This window comes from Streptomyces sp. Sge12, assembly GCF_002080455.1.
GTDB lineage: Bacteria > Actinomycetota > Actinomycetes > Streptomycetales > Streptomycetaceae > Streptomyces.
The window spans coordinates 2,873,100-2,891,838 of sequence record NZ_CP020555.1 but is presented as its reverse complement, the minus strand read 5'-3'; the positions used below and the strand labels follow the sequence as shown (position 1 = coordinate 2,891,838).

The window sequence follows — 18,739 nt, the reverse complement described above, 5'->3', positions numbered from 1 at the left end:
ACGGGCCCTACGCTCCCGCACCCGCTCCGGGCGCCCCGGCCCCGCCGGCGTCCCCGGCGAGCATGTCCGTCCACATCCTCGGGAAGTCCGGCAGGGTCTTCGCGGTCGTCGCCACGTTCTCGATCTGCACGTCCTTCACCGCCAGGCCGATCACCGCGCCCGCGGTGGCCATGCGGTGGTCGTCGTACGTGTGGAACACCCCGCCGTGCATCCGGCGCGGCCGGATGTGCAGACCGTCGGCGGTCTCGGTGACATCGCCGCCGAGCGCGTTGATCTCCTTGGTCAGCGCGGCCAGCCGGTCCGTCTCGTGCAGCCGCAGGTGCGCGACACCGCGCAGCACCGACTCGGAGTCGGCCAGGGCCGCCACCGCCGCGATGCCCGGGGTGAGTTCGCCGACCTCGCTCAGGTCCACGTCGATGCCGTGGATCTTGCCGGTGCCGGTGAAGACCAGGCCCGCGTCGGTCAGCTCGCAGGAGCCGCCCATCTCGGTGAAGATCCGGCGCAGCGCGTCACCGGGCTGCGTGGTGCGGCGCGGCCAGTCCGGGACGGTGACCGTGCCGCCGGTGATCAGGGCCGCGGCCAGGAAGGGCTGTGCGTTGGAGAGGTCCGGCTCGACGACCATGTCGCGGCCCAGCAGGGCGCCGGGGGTGACCCGCCACACGTTCTTCTCGCCGCCGGCCTCGGGGGTGTCGACCTGGGCGCCCGCCGCGCGCAGCATCTCCACGGTCATCCGGATGTGCGGCATCGACGGCAGGTTGCCGCCCACGTGCCGGACCTCGACGCCCTGGTTGAAGCGCGGGGCGGAGAGCAGCAGCGCGGAGACGAACTGGGAGGAGTTGCTGGCGTCGATCTCGACCGTGCCGCCCTCCAGGGCCCCGCCGCCCAGGACGGTCATGGGCAGCGCGCCCCGGTTGTCGTCGTCGATGCGGGCGCCGAGGGTGCGCAGGGCGCTGATGACCTGGCCGAGCGGGCGCTCGTAGGAGCGCGGGTCGCCGTCGAAGCGGATGTCGCCGTCGGCGAGGGTGGCGACGGGCGGAAGGAAGCGCATGACCGTGCCCGCGTTGCCGACGTCCACGGTCGTCGGGCCGTGCAGGGCCGCCGGGATGACCCGCCAGGCCTCGCCGCCCGCACCGTCGCCGGCGGAGCTGGAGGAGACGGTCTCCTCGATGCCGACGCCCATCGCGCGCAGCGCGTCGGACATCAGCTGGGAGTCGCGCGAGCGCAGGGGGCGGCGCACCCAGCCGGGCTCGGAGGCGAGCGCGGCGAGCACCAGGGCCCGGTTGGTGACCGATTTGGAGCCCGGCACCGTGACGGTGGCGTGGACGGTCCCCTCGGCGAGCGGAGCGGGCCAGAGGGCAGGGAGCGCGGGGGTCTCGGTCATGGCCCCCACTTTAGTGGCTTCCCACGACCCCAGATCTTGATCCCGGTCCCGTCTCAGGGACCGGTCACAGGTCCAGCAGCCAACGGGCGCCGCCGATCAGCGAGCACAGGGCGACGACGTGGAAGAAGAGCAGCCACACCACCGGGTGCAGGTGGGTGAGCCGGCCGAGCTGGTCGGCGTCGGAGTCGGGCGCCGCGCCGCCCCGGCGCTTGGCGCCCAGCTCGAACACCGGCCGGACCCCGCCCAGCAGCAGGAACCACACCACCAGATAGACGAAGCCGGCCTGCACCTCGGCCGGGGTCAGCCAGGACACCAGCAGGAAGGTTCCGCCGGTCAGGACCACCGTCAGCGCCCCGTACGCGTTCCGGATCATCACCAGCATCGCCAGCAGCAGGGCGGTGGCCACCCACAGCAGCAGCGTGATCCGGTGCGCGGAGAGCAGCGCCGCGCCGCCCAGCCCGAGCAGCGAGGGCGCCGTGTACCCGCCCGCGGCGGTCAGGATCATCCCGAGCCCGGTCGGCCTGCCCCGGCTGACGGTGACCCCGCTGGTGTCGGAGTGCAGCCGTATGCCGCTCAGGCGCCGCCCGGTCATCAGCGCCAGCAGACCGTGCCCGCCCTCGTGCGCGATGGTGATGGCGTTGCGCGAGAGCCGCCACAGCGGGCGGGGACCGACGGCGGCGAGGGCGACCAGGCCGGTCACGATCACCAGCCACCGGTCGGGCGGGGTCTGTATGCCCGTGAGCCGGTCCCACAGGCCGGCCGTCGTGCTGCTGTCCATGAGGTGGCGGACTCCTTGCGGTGGTGTCGGGGTGACATGGCAGTGTGGCAGCCATGTGCGGACGGTATGCGGCGAGTCGTAAGCCCGAGGACCTGGTGGAGGCCTTCGGCATAGAGAAGTGGGAGCCGGAGGAGGCCCTGGCCCCCGACTTCAACGTGGCGCCGACGAAGGAGGTCCACGTCGTCCTCGACCGTCCCCTCAAAGACGCTTCGCACCCCCGTCCGGTTCGCCAGCTGCGCGTCCTGAAGTGGGGGCTGGTCCCCTCCTGGGCCCAGAACCCCGACGGCGCCGCCCGGATGATCAACGCCCGGTCCGAGACCCTCCACGAGAAGCCCTCCTTCCGCCGGGCCTTCGCGCAGCGCCGCTGCATCGTCCCCGCCGACGGCTACTACGAGTGGGTCACCGCCCACGACGAGCGGCAGCTGGAGGTGGAGGGGAAGAAGAAGCGGGCCCGCAAGCAGCCCTACTTCGTGCTCCCGTCCGACGGCTCGGTCTTCGCGATGGCCGGGATCTACGAGTTCTGGCGCGACCGGACCCTGCCCGACGAGCACCCGCTCGCCTGGTGGGTCACCTGCTCGGTGATCACCACCGAGGCCGAGACCACCCCGCTGGGCGTGGCCCCCGCCGAAGGACCGCGCTCGCTCTCCGAGATCCACCCGCGGATGCCGCTGATGCTGACCCCGGACCGCTGGGACGCCTGGCTGGACCCCGCGAACACCGACACCGAGGGCTCCCTGCGGGACCTCTTGGCGCCGCCGCCCGGCGGGCTGATGCGGGCCTACCCGGTGTCCACGGCCGTGAGCAGCGTGCGCAACAACGGCCCCGAGCTGCTGACGGAACTCGCCGCGCCGGAGGAGGCCACCCTCTTCTAGCCCGCCCCGCCCGGATCCCGCCCGGCAGGATGGGGCGCATGACCACGCGTACCGAGAGTGTCGACACCACGGCGGGCGAGGCCCGCATCACCTGGCACCGGGCGGCGAGGCCGAAGCTCGTGCTCGCCGTCAGCCACGGCGCCGGCGGCGGCATCGAGGCCCGGGACCTCCAGGCGCTCGCCGCCGCCCTGCCCGCCCGCGGGATCACCGTGGCCCTGGTCGAACAGCCCTGGCGGGTCGCCGGGAAGAAGGTCGCCGCCGCGCCCAAGGTGCTGGACGAGGGGTGGCGCGGGCTGTGGCCGGCCCTCGCGGAGCCCGGGCTGCCGGTGGTCGCGGGCGGCCGCAGCGCCGGGGCCCGGGTGGCCTGCCGGACCGCGGCCGGGCTGGGCGCGGCCGGGGTGCTCGCGCTGGCGTTCCCGCTGCACCCGCCCGGCCGGCCGGAGAAGTCCCGCGCCGGGGAGCTCACCGGGGCCGGGCGGCCGACCCTGGTGGTCCAGGGCGGCCGGGACCCCTTCGGGCGGCCCGAGGAGTTCCCGGAGCCGGGCGCGCAGGACCCGTACGAGCTCGTGGAGGTGGCGTACGGGGACCACGGCTTCGCGGTGCCGAAGAAGGCGGACACCACCCAGGAGGAGGCCCTCCTGACGATCACCGAAGCGGTGGCGGAGTGGCTCGCGAGGCTCCCCGTGTGAAGGCGGCCGGCCGGCGCCCGCCGCGCGCGGGAAACGCGCCCGGTGCCCGGGAATGGACGGCCCGCCCCCTCTGTTGTCTCGGATGTCGGAACGTAGGGGAACTCGTCGGAGGAGAGGGAACGCATGACCCAGGTCATCAGCCAGAACCGTCGGCAGGCCGCTGACCTGGACTGGACCGTGCTGCCCGCACCCAAGCGCAGCCCGCTTCGGGCGGCGGAGGGCCGGGAAGGTCGACTATTCTCCGATTCGAGCGGATCCGCTTTCGGAGCCGCCACGCTGTCGGAGGAGGTGGGTCCTGTCGCTGGGACCGACGAAGGCCACGCGGAGGAGACGACCCTGGAGCGCAATGCGCGCTTCGAACGGGACGCCCTCGGCTACCTCGACCAGATGTACTCGGCCGCGCTGCGCATGACGCGCAATCCGGCCGACGCCGAGGACCTGGTCCAGGAGACGTATGCGAAGGCATACGCGTCCTTCCACCAGTTCCGCGAGGGCACCAACCTGAAGGCGTGGCTCTACCGCATTCTGACCAACACCTTCATCAACTCCTACCGCAAGAAGCAGCGCGAACCCCAGCGCAGCGCCGCGGAGGAGATCGAGGACTGGCAGCTGGCGCGCGCCGAGTCGCACATGTCGACCGGACTGCGTTCCGCCGAGTCGCAGGCGCTCGACCACCTGCCCGATTCCGATGTGAAGGAAGCGCTGCAGGCCATTCCGGAGGAGTTCCGCATCGCGGTCTACCTTGCCGACGTAGAGGGCTTTGCGTACAAGGAGATCGCGGACATCATGGGTACACCCATCGGTACGGTCATGTCGCGACTGCACCGTGGCCGCCGTCAACTCCGCGGAATGCTGGAGGACTATGCCCGTGAGCGCGGGCTGGTTCCCGCGGGCGCGGGAGAGTCGAACGACCGGAAAGGCTCGGGCTCATGAGCTGCGGAGAGCCGCACGAGACAGAGTGCTCTGAGGTCCTGGATCACCTGTACGAGTTTCTCGATCAGGAGATGCCGGACAGTGACTGCACGAAGTTCGAGACGCACTTCGGCGAGTGCAATCCCTGCCTGGAGAAGTACGGCCTGGAACAGGCCGTGAAGAAGCTGGTGAAGCGCTGCTGCGGGTCGGACGACGTGCCGACCGACCTGCGGTCGAAGGTGATGGGCCGGATCGAGCTGATCAGGTCCGGTCAGGCGGTGCCCGACCACGACGTCACCGCCGACAATCCCGCTCCCGGCTGACCGCGTCGGTATCCGGTATCGGCGACCGTTGACCGGTAGCCGGTCCGGCCATTGAACAACCGCCCCCGGAAGAGCACTTCATTCACCCGAATGTGCTAATCCGGGGGCGTCCGCATGGCCCAATGCGGAAATGTGGCCCGCCGCGCTCCGGGCCCCACCTATTCTCCCCAATCGGTGCCGTTTCGTTTCGGCACCCGGTGTGCACGGCACAGGGGAGGAGAGCGCCATGCGGGCACTTCCGCCGGGGGCGCGCGCCTACATCCTGTGCGCCGTCCTCGTGGCCGCCGCCTGCGTCGCCCCCGCCGTCACCGATTCCGGTACGCCCCGGGCGACCGCGGCCGTGCTCGCCGTGCTCTACCTCGGCTGCGAACTCGTCAGGCTCTGCCCGCTGCTGGGCAGCCGGGTGCCCGAGGGCATCGGCTCCTTCTTCCCCGTGGTGCTCGCCGCCGTCTTCCTGCTGCCGCCCGCGGCCGCCGCGCTCGTCGCCCTGCCCGGCGCCTTCGCGGGCACCGTGGTCCAGCGGCCCGCCGGGGTGCGCCGGGTGTGGCACGCCGCGCAGCAGGCGATCGCCGCCTGGGTCGCGGGGCGGGCGTACGGGCTGCTGGGCGGCCCGTACGCGCTTGGCGGCGGGACCGCCACGGAGTCCGGACCCCCCGCGGCGCTCGCCGACTTCCCCTACGTCCTGCTTCCCGCGGCCGTCGCCGCCGTCGCCTTCAGCCTCGTGCTCACCGCCCTCGACGGCGGCATCCTGGCCGTCGCCGAACGCCGGCCCGCCGCCTCCGCCTGGCGCGGACTCGCGACCCGCTCCCTCACCCCGCACTGCGTCCACGGCCTCGCCGGACTGATGATGGCCGTGATGTGGCGCAGCCCCTACGGGCTCCCGGCCGCGCTGCTCGTCCTGCTGCCGATGTACATCTCCTGCTGGCTCTTCGCCCAGTACCACCGCGAGCGCGGCGCCCACCGGGCCACCATCCGCGCACTCGTCCACGCCGTCGACATCAAGGACCGCTACACGCGCGGCCACAGCGAACGCGTCGGCCAGGCCTCCGCCATGATCGCCCGCGAGCTCGGCATGACCGAGGACCGGCTGGAGACCGTGCGCATCGCCGGGATCCTGCACGACGTCGGCAAACTCGGCGTCCCCACCCGGCTGCTGCGCAAGGACGGGCCGCTCACCCCGCAGGAGCGCCGCATCATCGAGCTGCACCCCGAGTACGGGCACGAGATGGTGCGCGGCATCGGCTTCCTGGGGGAGGCCCGGTCGGCGATCCTGCACCACCACGAGCGGGTCGACGGCTCCGGCTATCCCTACGGGCTGACCGGCGAGCAGATCCCGGTCCTGGCCCGCGTGGTGGCGGTGGCCGATGCCTTCGACGCGATGACCTCGACCCGCTCGTACAGCCGGGCCCGACCGGTGCCGGTCGCCCTGGCCGAGCTGGAACGGTGCGCGGGGGCGCACTTCGACCCGGCGATGGTACGGGCGCTGGTCGACGCGATCGGCCGGACCGGCTGGCACCCGGTGGTGACCTCGGACGCCGACCTCCAGGTGATTCCGGCACGGCCCGCACCCGCACCCGCGGGCGACGGGGCGCAGCCGGGGCCGGGGGACGGGCCCGCGCCGGGACCGGAGCGGCCCGCAGTGCCCGTGGGCCGGACACGGCAGGGGGCGGCCCGTGACGCCGGCGGCGCCGGGGCGGACGGATGAGGACCCCGGCCGTGTGGACGGTGCGGGGGGCCGCAGCCGTGCTCACCGTCGCCGCACTCGCCCACACCCTGTGGAACGGCGTCGCCGACCCCGGCACGGCCCTGGCCTTCGGCGCACTGATCGCCGTCGGCGAGCTGGCCCGCCGCGACCCCCAGGACGCGCCGGGCCGCCACCCCGCACCGCTCGCCTCCGCCGGAGCCCTCGCCTACGCCCTGCTCGGCCGGAGCGCCGGGCAGCCCACCCACCACGGCGTGCTCCAGATCGTCGCGGTCGTCGTCGCGGCCGCCCTCGCCGGGATCGTCCCGCACATCGCCCGGGGCCGCGGGCCCGCCCTCGACCGCCTGTCCCGCCGGGTGCTCACCGTCGCCTTCGCCGCCGTCTGTTTCCAGCCGCTCTACAACTCGGGCCGATTGGAGCAACGGGTCGGCCAGGGCCCGTACCTCGTCCTCTTCCTGCTCCTCCTGCTGGGCCTCACCGCCCTGTGCGACGCCGTGCTCGCCGCCGCCCTGGCCCGGGCGCGGACGGGCTGGCCGTACGGGCCCCTGCTGCGCGACGAGCTGCGCGCCCAGCTCGGCATCGGCTCGGCGATCTGCGCCACCGGGGTCGTGATGGCCCTCGGTGCGGCCGTCGCGGGGCTGTGGGCCATACCCGTCTTCAGCGTGCCCCTGCTGCTGACCCAGCTGTCCTTCCACCGGATCACCGCGATCCGCACCACCTACCGCCAGACCATCACCTCCCTGGCCCGTGCCACCGAGATCGCCGGCTGCACCCCGCCGGGCCACTCCCGCCGGGTGGCCGCCCTGAGCTGCGCCGTCGGCCGGGAGCTGGGCCTGTCGGAGCGGGAGCTGACGGTGCTGGAGTACGCCGCCCTCATGCACGACATCGGGCAGCTCTCCCTCGTCGACCCGGTCCCGGACGGGGCCACGGCCGAGCTGCCCGGGGCCGAGGCCCGCCGCATCGCCGAGCTGGGCGGGGAGGTGGCCCGGCAGACCGGGGTGCCGGCCGAGGTCGCCGTGATCGTGGAGCGGCAGGCGGATCCGTACCGGGAGCAGCCCCCATCGGCCCGGATCGTGCGTACGGTGAATGCGTACGACGATCTGGTCGGCGGGAGCCGTCACCCGGGTGGCTCACTGGCCGCTCTGGAGCGGCTCCGCCTGGGCACCGGGCACGATTACCAGCCGGAGGTCGTGGAGTGCCTGGCAAGGGTTCTGGCCAGGGGCGGACGTGACAGAGTGGTGCCCGTCCCACCTGGGTAACCCATGGGTAATGAGCGGCCGTCCGAGTGGGCATGGTTGGATGCCAGTAAGAGGGACCGTAGGAGTGTCCGCAAGGCTGCACCGTTGGACCGGCAGGCGGGAATCGTGAGGATCTTCGGGAAGGTACGGCATCGACCCTCCGCCTCGTGGCGGCAGGCGACCGACCGCGCGTTCACGCTGATCGGCGACGGGCGGTACGAGGACGCGGGCGCGCTCCTGACCAGAGCGGCGGACCTGGAGCCCTGGCTGTCCGAGTCCTGGTTCAATCTGGCGCTGCTGCACAAGTTTCGGCACGACTGGGAGCAGGCGCGGGCCGCCGGGCTGCGCGCCGTGGCCCTGCTGGACCGGGAGACCGGCGCCCCGGACTGGTGGAACGTGGGGATCGCCGCCACCGCGCTGCAGGACTGGCCGCTGGCCCGGCGGGCCTGGCAGGCGTACGGGCTGAAGGTGCCCGGGGACGCCGCCGGTGCGGGCGAACCGGTCGGCATGGAACTGGGCAGCGCCGCCGTGCGGCTCTCGCCCGAGGGCGAGGCCGAGGTGGTCTGGGGCCGCCGGCTGGACCCGGCCCGGCTGGAGGTCCTGTCGATCCCGCTGCCGTCCTCGGGGCGGCGCTGGGGCGAGGTGGTGCTCCACGACGGCGTCCCGCACGGCGAGCGGGTGACCGCGGCCGGGCCCTCGTACCCCGTGTTCGACGAGATCGAGCTGTGGGCGCCGTCGCCCGTGCCCACCTGGGTGGTGCTGCTGGAGGCGGCCACCGAGGCGGACCGCGACGCGCTGGAGCAGCTGGCCTCGGACGCCGGGTTCGCCGCGGAGGACTGGTCCTCGTCGGTGCGGCTGCTGTGCCGGACCTGCTCGGAGAGCGAGATGCCGAGCGACGAGGGCGACGGCGAGCACCTCGATCCGCACGACCACAGCGAGCCGGGCCACCCCGGACCGCTCGGGCACCGTACGGCGGGCTCCGGGTCCCTGTGGGTCCCCGAGCGCGAATGCGGGATCGCGGCACCGGCCGGCCTGGTGCGCGGACTGCTCGACGGCTGGGTCGCGGACAGCCCCGGCACCCGCGAGTGGCGGGATCTCGAAGAAGTCTGCTGACCCGGGGCCGTAGGCTGTACGGGCACATCGGTGGCCACGACGACCATCGGTGACCGGGACTTACGGAAGGCGTACGGCGGACATGTCGCAGCAGGAGAACGAGGTTGTCGAGAGCGTGAACGACGGGTACGTCGTGGACACCGAGGACTGTGAGGCGCGCGAGCTCGCCCACCGTCAGCGCGGCACGGCCCGTCCGATCACCGTGGTCGGCAACCCGGTCCTGCACCGGGAGTGCAAGGACGTCACCGAGTTCGGCGACGAGCTGGCGCAGCTGATCGACGACATGTTCGCGAGCCAGAAGGCGGCCGAGGGCGTGGGCCTGGCCGCGAACCAGATCGGCGTGGACGCCAAGGTCTTCGTCTACGACTGCCCGGACGACGACGGCAACCGCCACACCGGTGTCGTGGTCAACCCCAAGCTGATCGAGCTGCCGGCCGCCGCACGCGTGCTGGACGACTCGAACGAGGGCTGCCTGTCGGTCCCGACGGCGTACGCCTCGCTGGCCCGCCCGGACTACGCCGAGGTCGAGGGCCAGGACGCGCAGGGCAACCCGATCAAGGTGCGCGGCACCGGCTACTTCGCCCGCTGCCTCCAGCACGAGACCGACCACCTGTACGGCTACCTGTACATCGACCGCCTCTCGAAGCGGGACCGCAAGGACGCCCTGCGGCAGATGGAAGAGGGCACCCCGCGCTACGAGACCGTCCCGAACGCCTGATCGACAACACACTTAGGCGGCCTGCGGGCCCCGGAAGGCGCGCCGGAACGAGTTCGGCGTGGTGCCCAGGGTCCGCAGGAAGTGGTGGCGCAGGGCGGCCGCGTTGCCGAAGCCGCAGCGGCCGGCGATCGCGTCCACCGTGTCGCCGGTCGACTCCAGCAGTTCCTGCGCCAGCAGGACCCGCTGGCGCAGCACCCACTTGTACGGGGTGGTGCCGGTCTCCTGGAGGAAGCGGCGGGCGAAGGTCCGCGGGGACATGTGCGCGCGCTCCGCGAGCTGCTCGACGGTGATCTCCTCGTCCAGGTGGCGGGCCATCCACTCGATCACCTCACCCACCGTGTCGCAGGCCGTGCGCGCCAGCGGCCGCTGGATGAACTGGGCCTGCCCGCCGTCCCGGTGCGGCGGTACGACCATCCGGCGCGCGATGACGTTGGCCACCTCGGCCCCGTGCTCCTGGCGGACCAGGTGCAGGCACGCGTCGATGCCCGAGGCGGTGCCGGCGGCGGTGATCACCGAGCCCTCGTCCACGTAGAGCACGTCCGGGTCGACGACCGCCCGCGGGAAGCGGCGGGCCAGGGTCGCGGAGTGCATCCAGTGCGTGGTGCAGCGGCGGCCGTCCAGCAGCCCGGCCGCGCCCAGTACGTACGCCCCGCTGCACACGCTCAGCACCCGCGCACCGCGGGCCACGGCCCGGCGCAGGGCCGCGAGCAGGGGCTCGGGGTAGATGCGCCGGTCGGCGTCACCGGCGGCGGGCAGGCAGATCAGGTCGGCCTCCTCCAGCCGGTCCGGCCCGTGCGCGGGGGTGATCGCGAAGGCGCCCCCGCCCACGGTCAGCGGCCCCTCCTCCACCGCGCAGACGGCGAAGTCGTACACCGGTAGGCCCATGTCACTGCGATCGATTCCGAACACCTCGCAGAAGATCCCCAGCTCGAAGGGGGCGACTCCGTCGACGAGGGCCACGGCCACGTTTTTCAGCATGGGAGCAGTGTGGCAGTAATTCGGTCTTCTATGACAGTACTGCCACTGTCGATCATGGGCGATCGGGCGGACAGTAGAGGTATGACCACCTTCGTGAGTTACCTCGTCGTCCTCGCCTTCGCCGCCCTGCTGATCGGGCCCGGCCTGTACGGGATCCTGCGCGACCGGCGCATCGACCGGCAGCTGCGGGCCGTCGCCACCCGACTGGTGTGGCTGCCCCGCCAGCGCTCGGGCGGCCTGCCGCCCACCCCGCGCCGCCCCGGCGGGTGGCACCTGGGCCCCGTCATCCACTGAACCCGGGAACGCGAGAAGCCGGGACACGGATCCCTCCGCATCCCGGCTCCCCGGTGAGTCCTGGAACCCCTGGAACCCCTGGAACCCCTAGAAGTCCTCGTCCAGGTCGACCGTGCCCTCGACCGCGACCTGGTAGGCCGACGGGCGGCGCTCGAAGAAGTTCGTCAGCTCCTGCACACCCTGGAGCTCCATGAAGGAGAACGGGTTCTGCGAGCCGTACACCGGCGGGAACCCGAGACGCACCAGGCGCTGGTCCGCGACGCACTCCAGGTACTCGCGCATCGACTCGGTGTTCATGCCCGGCAGGCCGTCACCGCACAGGTCGCGGCCGAACTGCAGCTCCGCCTCCACGGCCTCCTTCAGCATGTCGGTGACCTGCTGCTGGAGAGCGTCGTCGAAGAGCTCCGGCTCCTCCTTGCGGACCGTGTCCACGACCTCGAACGCGAAGTTCATGTGCATGGTCTCGTCACGGAACACCCAGTTGGTGCCGGTGGCCAGGCCGTGCAGCAGACCGCGCGAGCGGAACCAGTACACGTACGCGAAGGCGCCGTAGAAGAACAGGCCCTCGATGCACGCGGCGAAGCAGATCAGGTTCAGCAGGAAGCGGCGGCGGTCCGCGGCCGTCTCCAGCCGGTCGATCTTCTCGACCGAGTCCATCCACTTGAAGCAGAACTGCGCCTTCTCGCGGATGGACGGGATCTCCTCGACCGCGTCGAAGGCGGCCGCACGGTCGTCCGGGTCGGGCAGGTAGGTGTCGAGCAGCGTCAGATAGAACTGGACGTGCACGGCCTCCTCGAACAGCTGGCGCGACAGGTACAGGCGCGCCTCCGGGGAGTTGATGTGCTTGTAGAGCGTCAGCACCAGGTTGTTGGAGACGATCGAGTCGCCCGTCGCGAAGAACGCGACCAGCCGGCCGATCATGTGCTGCTCGGAGGGCGTCAGCTTCGCCAGGTCGGCGACGTCCGAGTGGAGGTCGACCTCCTCGACGGTCCAGGTGTTCTTGATCGCGTCCCGGTAGCGCTCGTAGAAGTCCGGGTAGCGCATCGGGCGGAGCGTGAGCTCGAAGCCCGGGTCCAGGAGGTTCTTGTTGTCGTTGGAGCTCATTACTGGCAGGCCTCGCAGGACTCGGGGTTCTCAAGGGAGCAGGCCAGCGCCTCGGCGTCGGCGACCGCCTGCGGCAGCTCGACGGGGGTGGCCGCCTGCGCGGCCCGGGCGATCTTCGTCGCCGGGCGCGAGCGCAGGTAGTACGTGGTCTTCAGCCCCTGCTTCCAGGCGTACGCGTACATCGAGCTGAGCTTGCCGATGGTGGGCGTCTCCAGGAACAGGTTCAGCGACTGCGACTGGTCCAGGAACGGCGTACGGGCCGCCGCCATGTCGATCAGGCCGCGCTGCGGGATCTCCCACGCCGTGCGGTACAGCTCGCGCACCTCGGCCGGGATCCAGCTGAAGCCCTGGACCGAGCCGGAGGACTCGCGCAGCGCCTCGCGGGTCTGGGCGTCCCACACGCCGAGCTGCTTCAGCTCCTCCACCAGGTAGCCGTTCACCTGGAGGAACTCACCGCTGAGCGTCTCGCGCTTGAAGAGGTTGGAGACCTGCGGCTCGATGCACTCGTACACGCCGGCGATCGAGGCGATCGTCGCCGTCGGGGCGATGGCGAGGAGCAGGGAGTTGCGCATGCCGGTCTCGGCGACGCGGGCGCGCAGCGCCTCCCAGCGCTCCGGCCAGTTCAGCTCGACGTCGTAGTGGTCCGGGTGCAGGACACCGCGGGCGGTGCGGGTCTGCTCCCAGGCCGGCAGCGGGCCGCTGCGCTCGGCCAGGTCGCACGAGGCCTCGTAGGCGGCCAGCATGATGCGCTCGGAGAGCTTGGTGGACAGGGCCTTCGCCTCGGGGGAGTCGAAGGGCAGCTTCAGCTTGAAGAAGACGTCCTGGAGGCCCATCGCGCCCAGGCCCACCGGGCGCCAGCGGGCGTTGGAACGGCCGGCCTGCTCGGTCGGGTAGAAGTTGATGTCCACCACGCGGTCGAGGAAGGTGACGGCGGTGCGGACGGTCTCGTCGATCCGCTCCCAGTCGATCTCGCCGTCCACGACGAAGGCGCCCAGGTTGACCGAGCCGAGGTTGCAGACGGCCGTCTCGCCGTCGTTGGTGACCTCGATGATCTCGGTGCACAGGTTCGAGGAGTGCACGACGGTGCCCGGCTCGGCGGTCTGGTTCGCCGTGCGGTTGGAGGCGTCCTTGAAGGTCATCCAGCCCTGGCCGGTCTGCGCGAGGGTGCGCATCATCCGGCCGTACAGGTCGCGGGCGGGCATCGTCTTGCGGGCCAGGCCGTCCGCCTCGGCCTTGCGGTAGGCGGCGTCGAACGCGTCGCCCCACAGGTCGACCAGCTCGGGCACGTCGGCCGGGGAGAACAGCGACCACTCGGCGTCGGCGTTCACGCGGCGCATGAACTCGTCCGGCACCCAGTGGGCGAGGTTCAGGTTGTGCGTACGGCGCTGGTCCTCACCGGTGTTGTCGCGGAGCTCCAGGAACTCCTCGATGTCCGCGTGCCAGGTCTCCAGGTAGACGGCGGCGGCACCCTTGCGGCGGCCGCCCTGGTTCACGGCGGCGACGGAGGCGTCGAGGGTCTTCAGGAACGGCACGATGCCGTTGGAGTGGCCGTTGGTGCCGCGGATCAGCGAACCGCGGGCGCGGATGCGGGAGTACGAGAGGCCGATGCCGCCGGCGTGCTTGGAGAGCCGGGCCACCTGGTGGTAGCGGTCGTAGATCGAGTCGAGCTCGTCCAGCGGGGAGTCCAGCAGGTAGCAGGAGGACATCTGCGGGTGCCGGGTGCCGGAGTTGAAGAGCGTCGGGGAGGACGGCAGGTAGTCCAGACGGCTCATCAGCCGGTACAGCGAGGCCACTTCCTCCACGGCCTGCACGCTGTCGTCCGCCGCGAGGCCGCAGGCCACGCGCAGCATGAAGTACTGCGGGGTCTCGATGACCTGACGGGTGATCGGGTGGCGCAGCAGGTAGCGGCTGTGCAGGGTGCGCAGGCCGAAGAAGCCGAAGCGGTCGTCGGCGCCCTCGGCGAGGGTGAGCTCGACGAGCGAGTCCAGGCGGCTCGCGTGGGTGCGCACGAACTCGGCCGTGCGGTCGGCGATGAGGCCCTCGCGGTGGCCGACCTCGACGGAGGCCGAGAAGGAGGTGGAGCCCTGGCTCGCGGCCTCGTCGCGCACGGCCAGCGTCAGCAGGCGGGCGGCGAGCCGGGAGTAGGCCGGGTCCTCGGAGATCAGACCGGCGGCGGCCTCCGTGGCCAGCCCGCGCAGTTCGGCGTCGTCGGCGGCGGAGCTGCGGCCGCGCAGCGCGGAGGCCGCGACCCGGCCGGGGTCGGTGTCGGGGAGGTCCGCCGTCAGTTCGGTGAGGGTACGCAGCAGCGTGGCCCCCGGGCCCTCGGTGTTGTCGCCAGAAGTGGACTCGGCGCGCGGTGCGGAAGGCGCGATGGTCACGGCGGGAGCTCTCCCTCGCTCGGCCCGGTCATCGGCGGAGCGGGGCGCGAGCGGGCGCATGCGGGCGCGACAGGAACGCTTGCCCCGCATGGCGTCCACCGGCCCAACCGCGAGGCCCGGACGTGTCGGCACCCGGTTCGGTCGAGCCGGGCGCGCTGTCGGCAGGTCATCGGACTTGGCGTCCGGATGTCGGACACTTCATACCGTTGCGGGACAGTTCCGGATTCCCACCGGATTCCCCTGCGGCGACAGCAGGCATGAGCATACATGTGGGGGCGGCCCGATGCGGCAACCCCCACATGTAGTGTCGGCGTGGCTACAGCTTGAGTCGATACGTCAGGAGTGTCAGGCCTTCGATCGGCGCCCAGTCCCGCTCCGGCGTGCGTACGAAGCCCAGTCGGGAGTAGATCCGGTGGGCGCCGGCCATGCTGCGCTGGGTGGAGAGCACGATGCCCGTGACCCCCTCGACGGCCCGCGCCCGTTCGATGCAGGCCCGCACCAGAGCCTCGCCGGCGCCCTGCCCGCGCGCCGCGTGGGCCACCGCGAGCATCCGGAACTCCGCCTCGTCGGGGGCGGCGATGTCGGCGAGCGGGCTGCCGGGGGCGGCGAAGGTCACCCCGCCCAGCACCCGCCCGTCCCGCTCGGCGACGAGCACCTCGGCCAGGGCGGCCCGGCCGGCCACGTCGCGCAGCACGTTCAGGTAGGCGTCGTCCTCGTTGAAGTCCAGATGCCCGTCGGCGAGGTAGGCCTGCGCCGTGATCCCGCCCAGCTCCGCATAGTCGGCGGGCACCGCCGTTCTGATCACCATGTCCATGCGCTCGAGTGTGCAGGACGGGTCGGCGCCGGCGGCGGGCGCGGACCCGGCGAAGGCCCCGCCGGAGGTGTCCGGCGGGGCCTTCGGTGTGCGGGGCGGCTCAGCAGCAGCGGAAGCCCTCGCGGGGGTCCGCCTCGCGGGCGTCCGTACGGGCGCGTTCGAAGGCGCGGCGGGTGAGGACCTCCGCGTCCGGGTCGTGGGAGCGGGCGTGGGCCACGTACCGGTCGTAGGCGGCCTCCCCCGAGAACTCCCGTACGTAGAACCGCGCCTTCGCCAGCGCGCTCCGTACGGCGCTCACGCCACCGGCTCCTTGACGTGTCCGCCGCCCGCCTCGGGGCCGGCCGTGGCGAGCTCCGCCCGCTCCTCGGCGGTCGCGATCAGCCCGGCCGGGGCGACGATCTTCGACTCGGTCCACGGGACCTCGGAGAGGGTCGCCGATCCCGGGTCGCGGACGGCCTTCAGGCAGGTCCGGGCGGCGTCCGCGAGGACCACGATGATCAGGACGGCGAAGAAGGCGCAGAGCACGCCGTCGACCGTGGCGTTGGTGACCACGGTGTGCATGTCGTCCATGTTCTTGGCCGGCGCCAGCACCTTGTCGGCGTCGATGCCCGCCTGGTACTTGTCGCGCTGGGCGAAGAAGCCGACCTTCACGTCCTCGGAGAAGATCTTCTGATAGCTCGCGGTGAGGGTCACCGTGGCGTCCCAGACCAGCGGGACGCCCGTCACCCAGGCCCACTTGAGCCGCCCGGACTTGACCAGCAGCGTGGTGCAGACGGCCAGCGCGACCGCGGCGAGCAGCTGGTTGGCGATGCCGAAGAGCGGGAAGAGCTGGTTGATGCCGCCCAGCGGGTCCTTGATGCCGACCCACAGGAAGTAGCCCCAGCCGCCGACGACGATCGCGCTCGCGAACCATACGCCGGGCTTCCAGCTGACGTCCTTGAAGGACTTGTGCACATTGCCGAGGGTGTCCTGGAGCATGAACCGGCCCACGCGGGTGCCCGCGTCGAGCGTGGTCAGGATGAAGAGCGCCTCGAACATGATCGCGAAGTGGTACCAGAACGCCTTCATGCCCGCGCCGCCGATCACGGCGGAGAAGATCTCCGACATTCCGAGTGCGAAGGTCGGGGCGCCGCCCGTGCGGGAGAGCAGGCTGGCTTCCTCGACGTCCTTGGCGGCCTGGGTGAGCGCCTCGGGGGAGATGGCGAAGCCGAAGTTCGTCACCGCCTGGGAGGCGGACTCGATGGTGGTGCCGATGACGCCGCCGGGGGAGTTGACGGCGAAGAAGAGGCCGGGCTCGATGATGCAGGCCGCGATGATCGCCATGACGGCGACGAAGGACTCGGTCAGCATCGCGCCGTAGCCGATCATGCGGACCTGGGTCTCCTTCTGGATCATCTTCGGGGTGGTTCCCGAGGAGACCAGGGCGTGGAAGCCGGAGAGCGCGCCGCAGGCGATGGTGATGAAGACGAAGGGGAACATCGACCCGGCGAAGACCGGGCCGTCGCCGCTCGCCGCGAAGTCGGTGACCGAGGGCATCTTCAGGGTGGGCATCGCGATGACCACGCCGAGCGCGAGGAGCGCGATGGTGCCCACCTTCATGAAGGTGGAGAGGTAGTCGCGGGGCGCGAGCAGCATCCACACCGGCAGGACCGACGCCAGGAAGCCGTACACGACCATCCAGATGACCAGCGTCTCCTTCTCCAGCGTGAAGGTGCCGGCGAAGGAGGACTCGGCGACCCAGCCGCCCGCGACGATGGCGAGCAGCAGCAGCGCGACGCCGATGACGGAGACCTCGGTGACCCGGCCCGGCCGCAGCACGCGCAGGTAGAAGCCCATGAAGACGGCGATCGGGATGGTCATGCCGATGGAGAAGACGCCCCAGGGCGAGTGCGCCAGGGCGTTGACGATGACCAGGGCCAGCACCGCGAGCAGGATGATCATGATGGCGAACACGGCGACCAGGGCGGCGGCCCCGCCGACGGGGCCGATCTCGTCCCGGGCCATCTGGCCGAGCGAACGCCCGTCGCGGCGGGTGGAGAAGAAGAGGGTGACCATGTCCTGGACGGCCCCGGCGAAGATCACGCCCGCGACGATCCAGATGGTGCCCGGCAGGTAGCCCATCTGCGCGGCGAGCACGGGTCCGACGAGCGGGCCGGCGCCGGCGACGGCGGCGAAGTGGTGGCCGAAGAGCACCCGGCGGTCGGTGGGGTGGAAGTCGACACCGTTGTCAAGGCGTTCGGCGGGGGTGGCCCGGGTGGCGTCCACCTTCAGTACGCGGTCCGCGATGAAGCGCGCGTAGAAGCGGTAGGCGATCGCGTACGAGCCCAGTGCGGCGGCGAGCAGCCAGGCGGCGGAGATCTCCTCGCCGCGGGAGAGCGCGAGCACGCCCCAGCCGATGGCGCCGACGAGTCCGACGAGCACCCACACGGCGATGGACTTGGGAGAGGGCGAGCCGGGCGTGGTGCCCGGACTCGCCGCGTCCCGTTCTGTCCCTGTTGCTTCCGGTTCAGGCATGACCTCGTCCCCTCGTCGATCATCTGCGTAAGGGCAGGGAATCTACGGGGGATTGCCCGGTGAGCGTAAGGGTCCGTCCGCATTCCGGTATGTGAAGGAATTCGGTAGGGCGGGGTCCGGCGGGCGGGGCCGGACGGGGTCGGGCGGGGCGGAACGTGCGAGGTCAGACGGCGGGACGCTTGAGCCTGGCGACGAACTTGTACCGGTCGCCGCGGTACACCGACCGCACCCACTCCACCGGTTCGCCGTCGGCGTCCAGGGAGTGCCGGGAGAGCATCAGCATCGGCAGGCCGACGTCCGTGCCGAGCAGGCCGGCCTCGCGCGGGGTGGCCAGCGAGGTCTCGATGGTCTCCTCGGCCTCGGCCAGGTGCACGTCGTACACCTCGGCGAGAGCGGTGTAGAGGGAGGTGTACTTGGCGAGCGACCGGCGCAGTGCGGGGAAGCGCTTCGCCGACAGGTGGGTGGTCTCGATGGCCATCGGTTCGCCGCTCGCCAGCCGCAGCCGCTCGATGCGCAGCACCCGTCCACCGGTGGTGATCTTGAGCAGTCCGGCGAGGGTGTCGTCGGCCGTCACGTACCCGATGTCGAGGAGCTGGGAGGTGGGTTCCAGACCCTGGGCCCGCATGTCCTCGGTGTACGAGGTCAGTTGCAGGGCCTGGGAGACCTTGGGCTTGGCGACGAAGGTGCCTTTGCCCTGGATCCGCTCCAGTCGCCCCTCTACGACCAGTTCCTGGAGGGCCTGCCGGACGGTGGTCCGCGAGGTGTCGAACTCGGCCGCGAGCGTGCGCTCCGGCGGCACCGGGGTGCCGGGCGGCAAGGTCTCGGTCATGTCGAGCAAGTGCCGCTTGAGTCGGTAGTACTTGGGCACGCGCGCCGTGCGAGTGGCCGCCCCGCCCTCCGGCTCCGTGGTCGCCCCTTCGGTGGCCATCGC

18 protein-coding genes and 1 riboswitch are annotated in these 18,739 nt (G+C 71.9%); of the genes, 9 read left to right on the top strand and 9 right to left on the bottom strand.

What is annotated here, in order from left to right; all coding sequences use genetic code 11:
* Nucleotides 1-7: 7 nt before the first annotated feature.
* Both aroA and B6R96_RS12480 read right to left on the bottom strand, forming a co-directional pair.
* Nucleotides 8-1,381 carry a 3-phosphoshikimate 1-carboxyvinyltransferase gene (gene aroA / locus B6R96_RS12485; protein WP_030385950.1) on the bottom strand — a complete coding sequence of 458 codons (1,374 nt, stop codon included), beginning with the start codon at nt 1,379-1,381 and terminating at the stop codon, nt 8-10.
* 64 nt (nt 1,382-1,445) lie between these two features.
* Nucleotides 1,446-2,159, bottom strand: a complete 714-nt coding sequence (locus tag B6R96_RS12480; protein WP_030385951.1) for a M50 family metallopeptidase — start codon at nt 2,157-2,159, stop codon at nt 1,446-1,448.
* Between the two features lie 53 nt (nt 2,160-2,212).
* Here B6R96_RS12480 and B6R96_RS12475 point away from each other — a divergent pair, with 53 nt between their 5' ends.
* The 8 genes from B6R96_RS12475 to def all read left to right on the top strand — a co-directional run bounded on the left by B6R96_RS12475 (nt 2,213) and on the right by def (nt 9,726).
* The gene (locus B6R96_RS12475) at nt 2,213-3,031 is read left to right on the top strand and encodes an SOS response-associated peptidase (protein ID WP_030385952.1); all 819 of its coding nucleotides are present in this window, start codon (nt 2,213-2,215) and stop codon (nt 3,029-3,031) included.
* A 38-nt stretch (nt 3,032-3,069) separates the two neighbouring features.
* Nucleotides 3,070-3,720: an alpha/beta hydrolase family protein gene (locus B6R96_RS12470; protein WP_107475505.1), complete on the top strand. Its 651-nt coding sequence runs from the start codon at nt 3,070-3,072 to the stop codon at nt 3,718-3,720.
* A gap of 288 nt (nt 3,721-4,008) precedes the next feature.
* Complete coding sequence (locus B6R96_RS12465) at nt 4,009-4,653, top strand: sigma-70 family RNA polymerase sigma factor (RefSeq protein ID WP_030385954.1); 645 nt, start codon at nt 4,009-4,011, stop codon at nt 4,651-4,653.
* Complete coding sequence (rsrA, locus tag B6R96_RS12460) at nt 4,650-4,955, top strand: mycothiol system anti-sigma-R factor (protein ID WP_030012982.1); 306 nt, start codon at nt 4,650-4,652, stop codon at nt 4,953-4,955. The genes B6R96_RS12465 and rsrA overlap by 4 nt, the downstream gene beginning before the upstream one ends.
* 226 nt (nt 4,956-5,181) lie before the next feature.
* Nucleotides 5,182-6,660 carry an HD-GYP domain-containing protein gene (locus tag B6R96_RS12455; protein WP_081522497.1) on the top strand — a complete coding sequence of 493 codons (1,479 nt, stop codon included), beginning with the start codon at nt 5,182-5,184 and terminating at the stop codon, nt 6,658-6,660.
* A complete protein-coding gene (locus tag B6R96_RS12450) occupies nt 6,657-7,916 on the top strand; it encodes an HD-GYP domain-containing protein (protein WP_081522496.1) in 1,260 nt (419 codons plus the stop codon). Before B6R96_RS12455 ends, B6R96_RS12450 begins: the two co-directional genes overlap by 4 nt.
* 105 nt (nt 7,917-8,021) lie before the next feature.
* Nucleotides 8,022-9,008 carry a tetratricopeptide repeat protein gene (locus B6R96_RS12445; protein ID WP_030385957.1) on the top strand — a complete coding sequence of 329 codons (987 nt, stop codon included), beginning with the start codon at nt 8,022-8,024 and terminating at the stop codon, nt 9,006-9,008.
* 82 nt (nt 9,009-9,090) lie between these two features.
* On the top strand, nt 9,091-9,726 hold the full coding sequence (def, locus tag B6R96_RS12440) for a peptide deformylase (RefSeq protein ID WP_030385958.1): 636 nt from the start codon (nt 9,091-9,093) through the stop codon (nt 9,724-9,726).
* A gap of 12 nt (nt 9,727-9,738) precedes the next feature.
* Here def and B6R96_RS12435 read toward each other — a convergent pair whose 3' ends face one another.
* Complete coding sequence (locus tag B6R96_RS12435) at nt 9,739-10,704, bottom strand: helix-turn-helix domain-containing protein (RefSeq protein ID WP_030385959.1); 966 nt, start codon at nt 10,702-10,704, stop codon at nt 9,739-9,741.
* Nucleotides 10,705-10,785: 81 nt separating this feature from the next.
* Here B6R96_RS12435 and B6R96_RS12430 point away from each other — a divergent pair, with 81 nt between their 5' ends.
* On the top strand, nt 10,786-10,998 hold the full coding sequence (locus B6R96_RS12430) for a hypothetical protein (RefSeq protein ID WP_051779187.1): 213 nt from the start codon (nt 10,786-10,788) through the stop codon (nt 10,996-10,998).
* A gap of 87 nt (nt 10,999-11,085) precedes the next feature.
* Here B6R96_RS12430 and B6R96_RS12425 read toward each other — a convergent pair whose 3' ends face one another.
* From B6R96_RS12425 to B6R96_RS12400, 6 genes are all read right to left on the bottom strand, one after another.
* Complete coding sequence (locus tag B6R96_RS12425) at nt 11,086-12,102, bottom strand: ribonucleotide-diphosphate reductase subunit beta (RefSeq protein WP_030385960.1); 1,017 nt, start codon at nt 12,100-12,102, stop codon at nt 11,086-11,088.
* On the bottom strand, nt 12,102-14,480 hold the full coding sequence (locus tag B6R96_RS12420) for a ribonucleoside-diphosphate reductase subunit alpha (protein WP_030385961.1): 2,379 nt from the start codon (nt 14,478-14,480) through the stop codon (nt 12,102-12,104). The genes B6R96_RS12425 and B6R96_RS12420 overlap by 1 nt, the downstream gene beginning before the upstream one ends.
* Before the next feature lie 143 nt (nt 14,481-14,623).
* Nucleotides 14,624-14,745: riboswitch (cobalamin riboswitch) on the bottom strand.
* A 51-nt stretch (nt 14,746-14,796) separates the two neighbouring features.
* Nucleotides 14,797-15,294 (bottom strand): GNAT family N-acetyltransferase, encoded by a 498-nt coding sequence (locus B6R96_RS12415; RefSeq protein ID WP_053703961.1) that lies wholly within the window; start codon nt 15,292-15,294, stop codon nt 14,797-14,799.
* A 100-nt stretch (nt 15,295-15,394) separates the two neighbouring features.
* Nucleotides 15,395-15,592: a CstA-like transporter-associated (seleno)protein gene (locus tag B6R96_RS12410; RefSeq protein ID WP_030385963.1), complete on the bottom strand. Its 198-nt coding sequence runs from the start codon at nt 15,590-15,592 to the stop codon at nt 15,395-15,397.
* Nucleotides 15,589-17,808: a carbon starvation CstA family protein gene (locus tag B6R96_RS12405; protein ID WP_237291404.1), complete on the bottom strand. Its 2,220-nt coding sequence runs from the start codon at nt 17,806-17,808 to the stop codon at nt 15,589-15,591. Before B6R96_RS12405 ends, B6R96_RS12410 begins: the two co-directional genes overlap by 4 nt.
* A gap of 163 nt (nt 17,809-17,971) precedes the next feature.
* Nucleotides 17,972-18,736 carry a GntR family transcriptional regulator gene (locus B6R96_RS12400; RefSeq protein ID WP_030016685.1) on the bottom strand — a complete coding sequence of 255 codons (765 nt, stop codon included), beginning with the start codon at nt 18,734-18,736 and terminating at the stop codon, nt 17,972-17,974.
* Between the last annotated feature and the right edge of the window lie 3 nt (nt 18,737-18,739).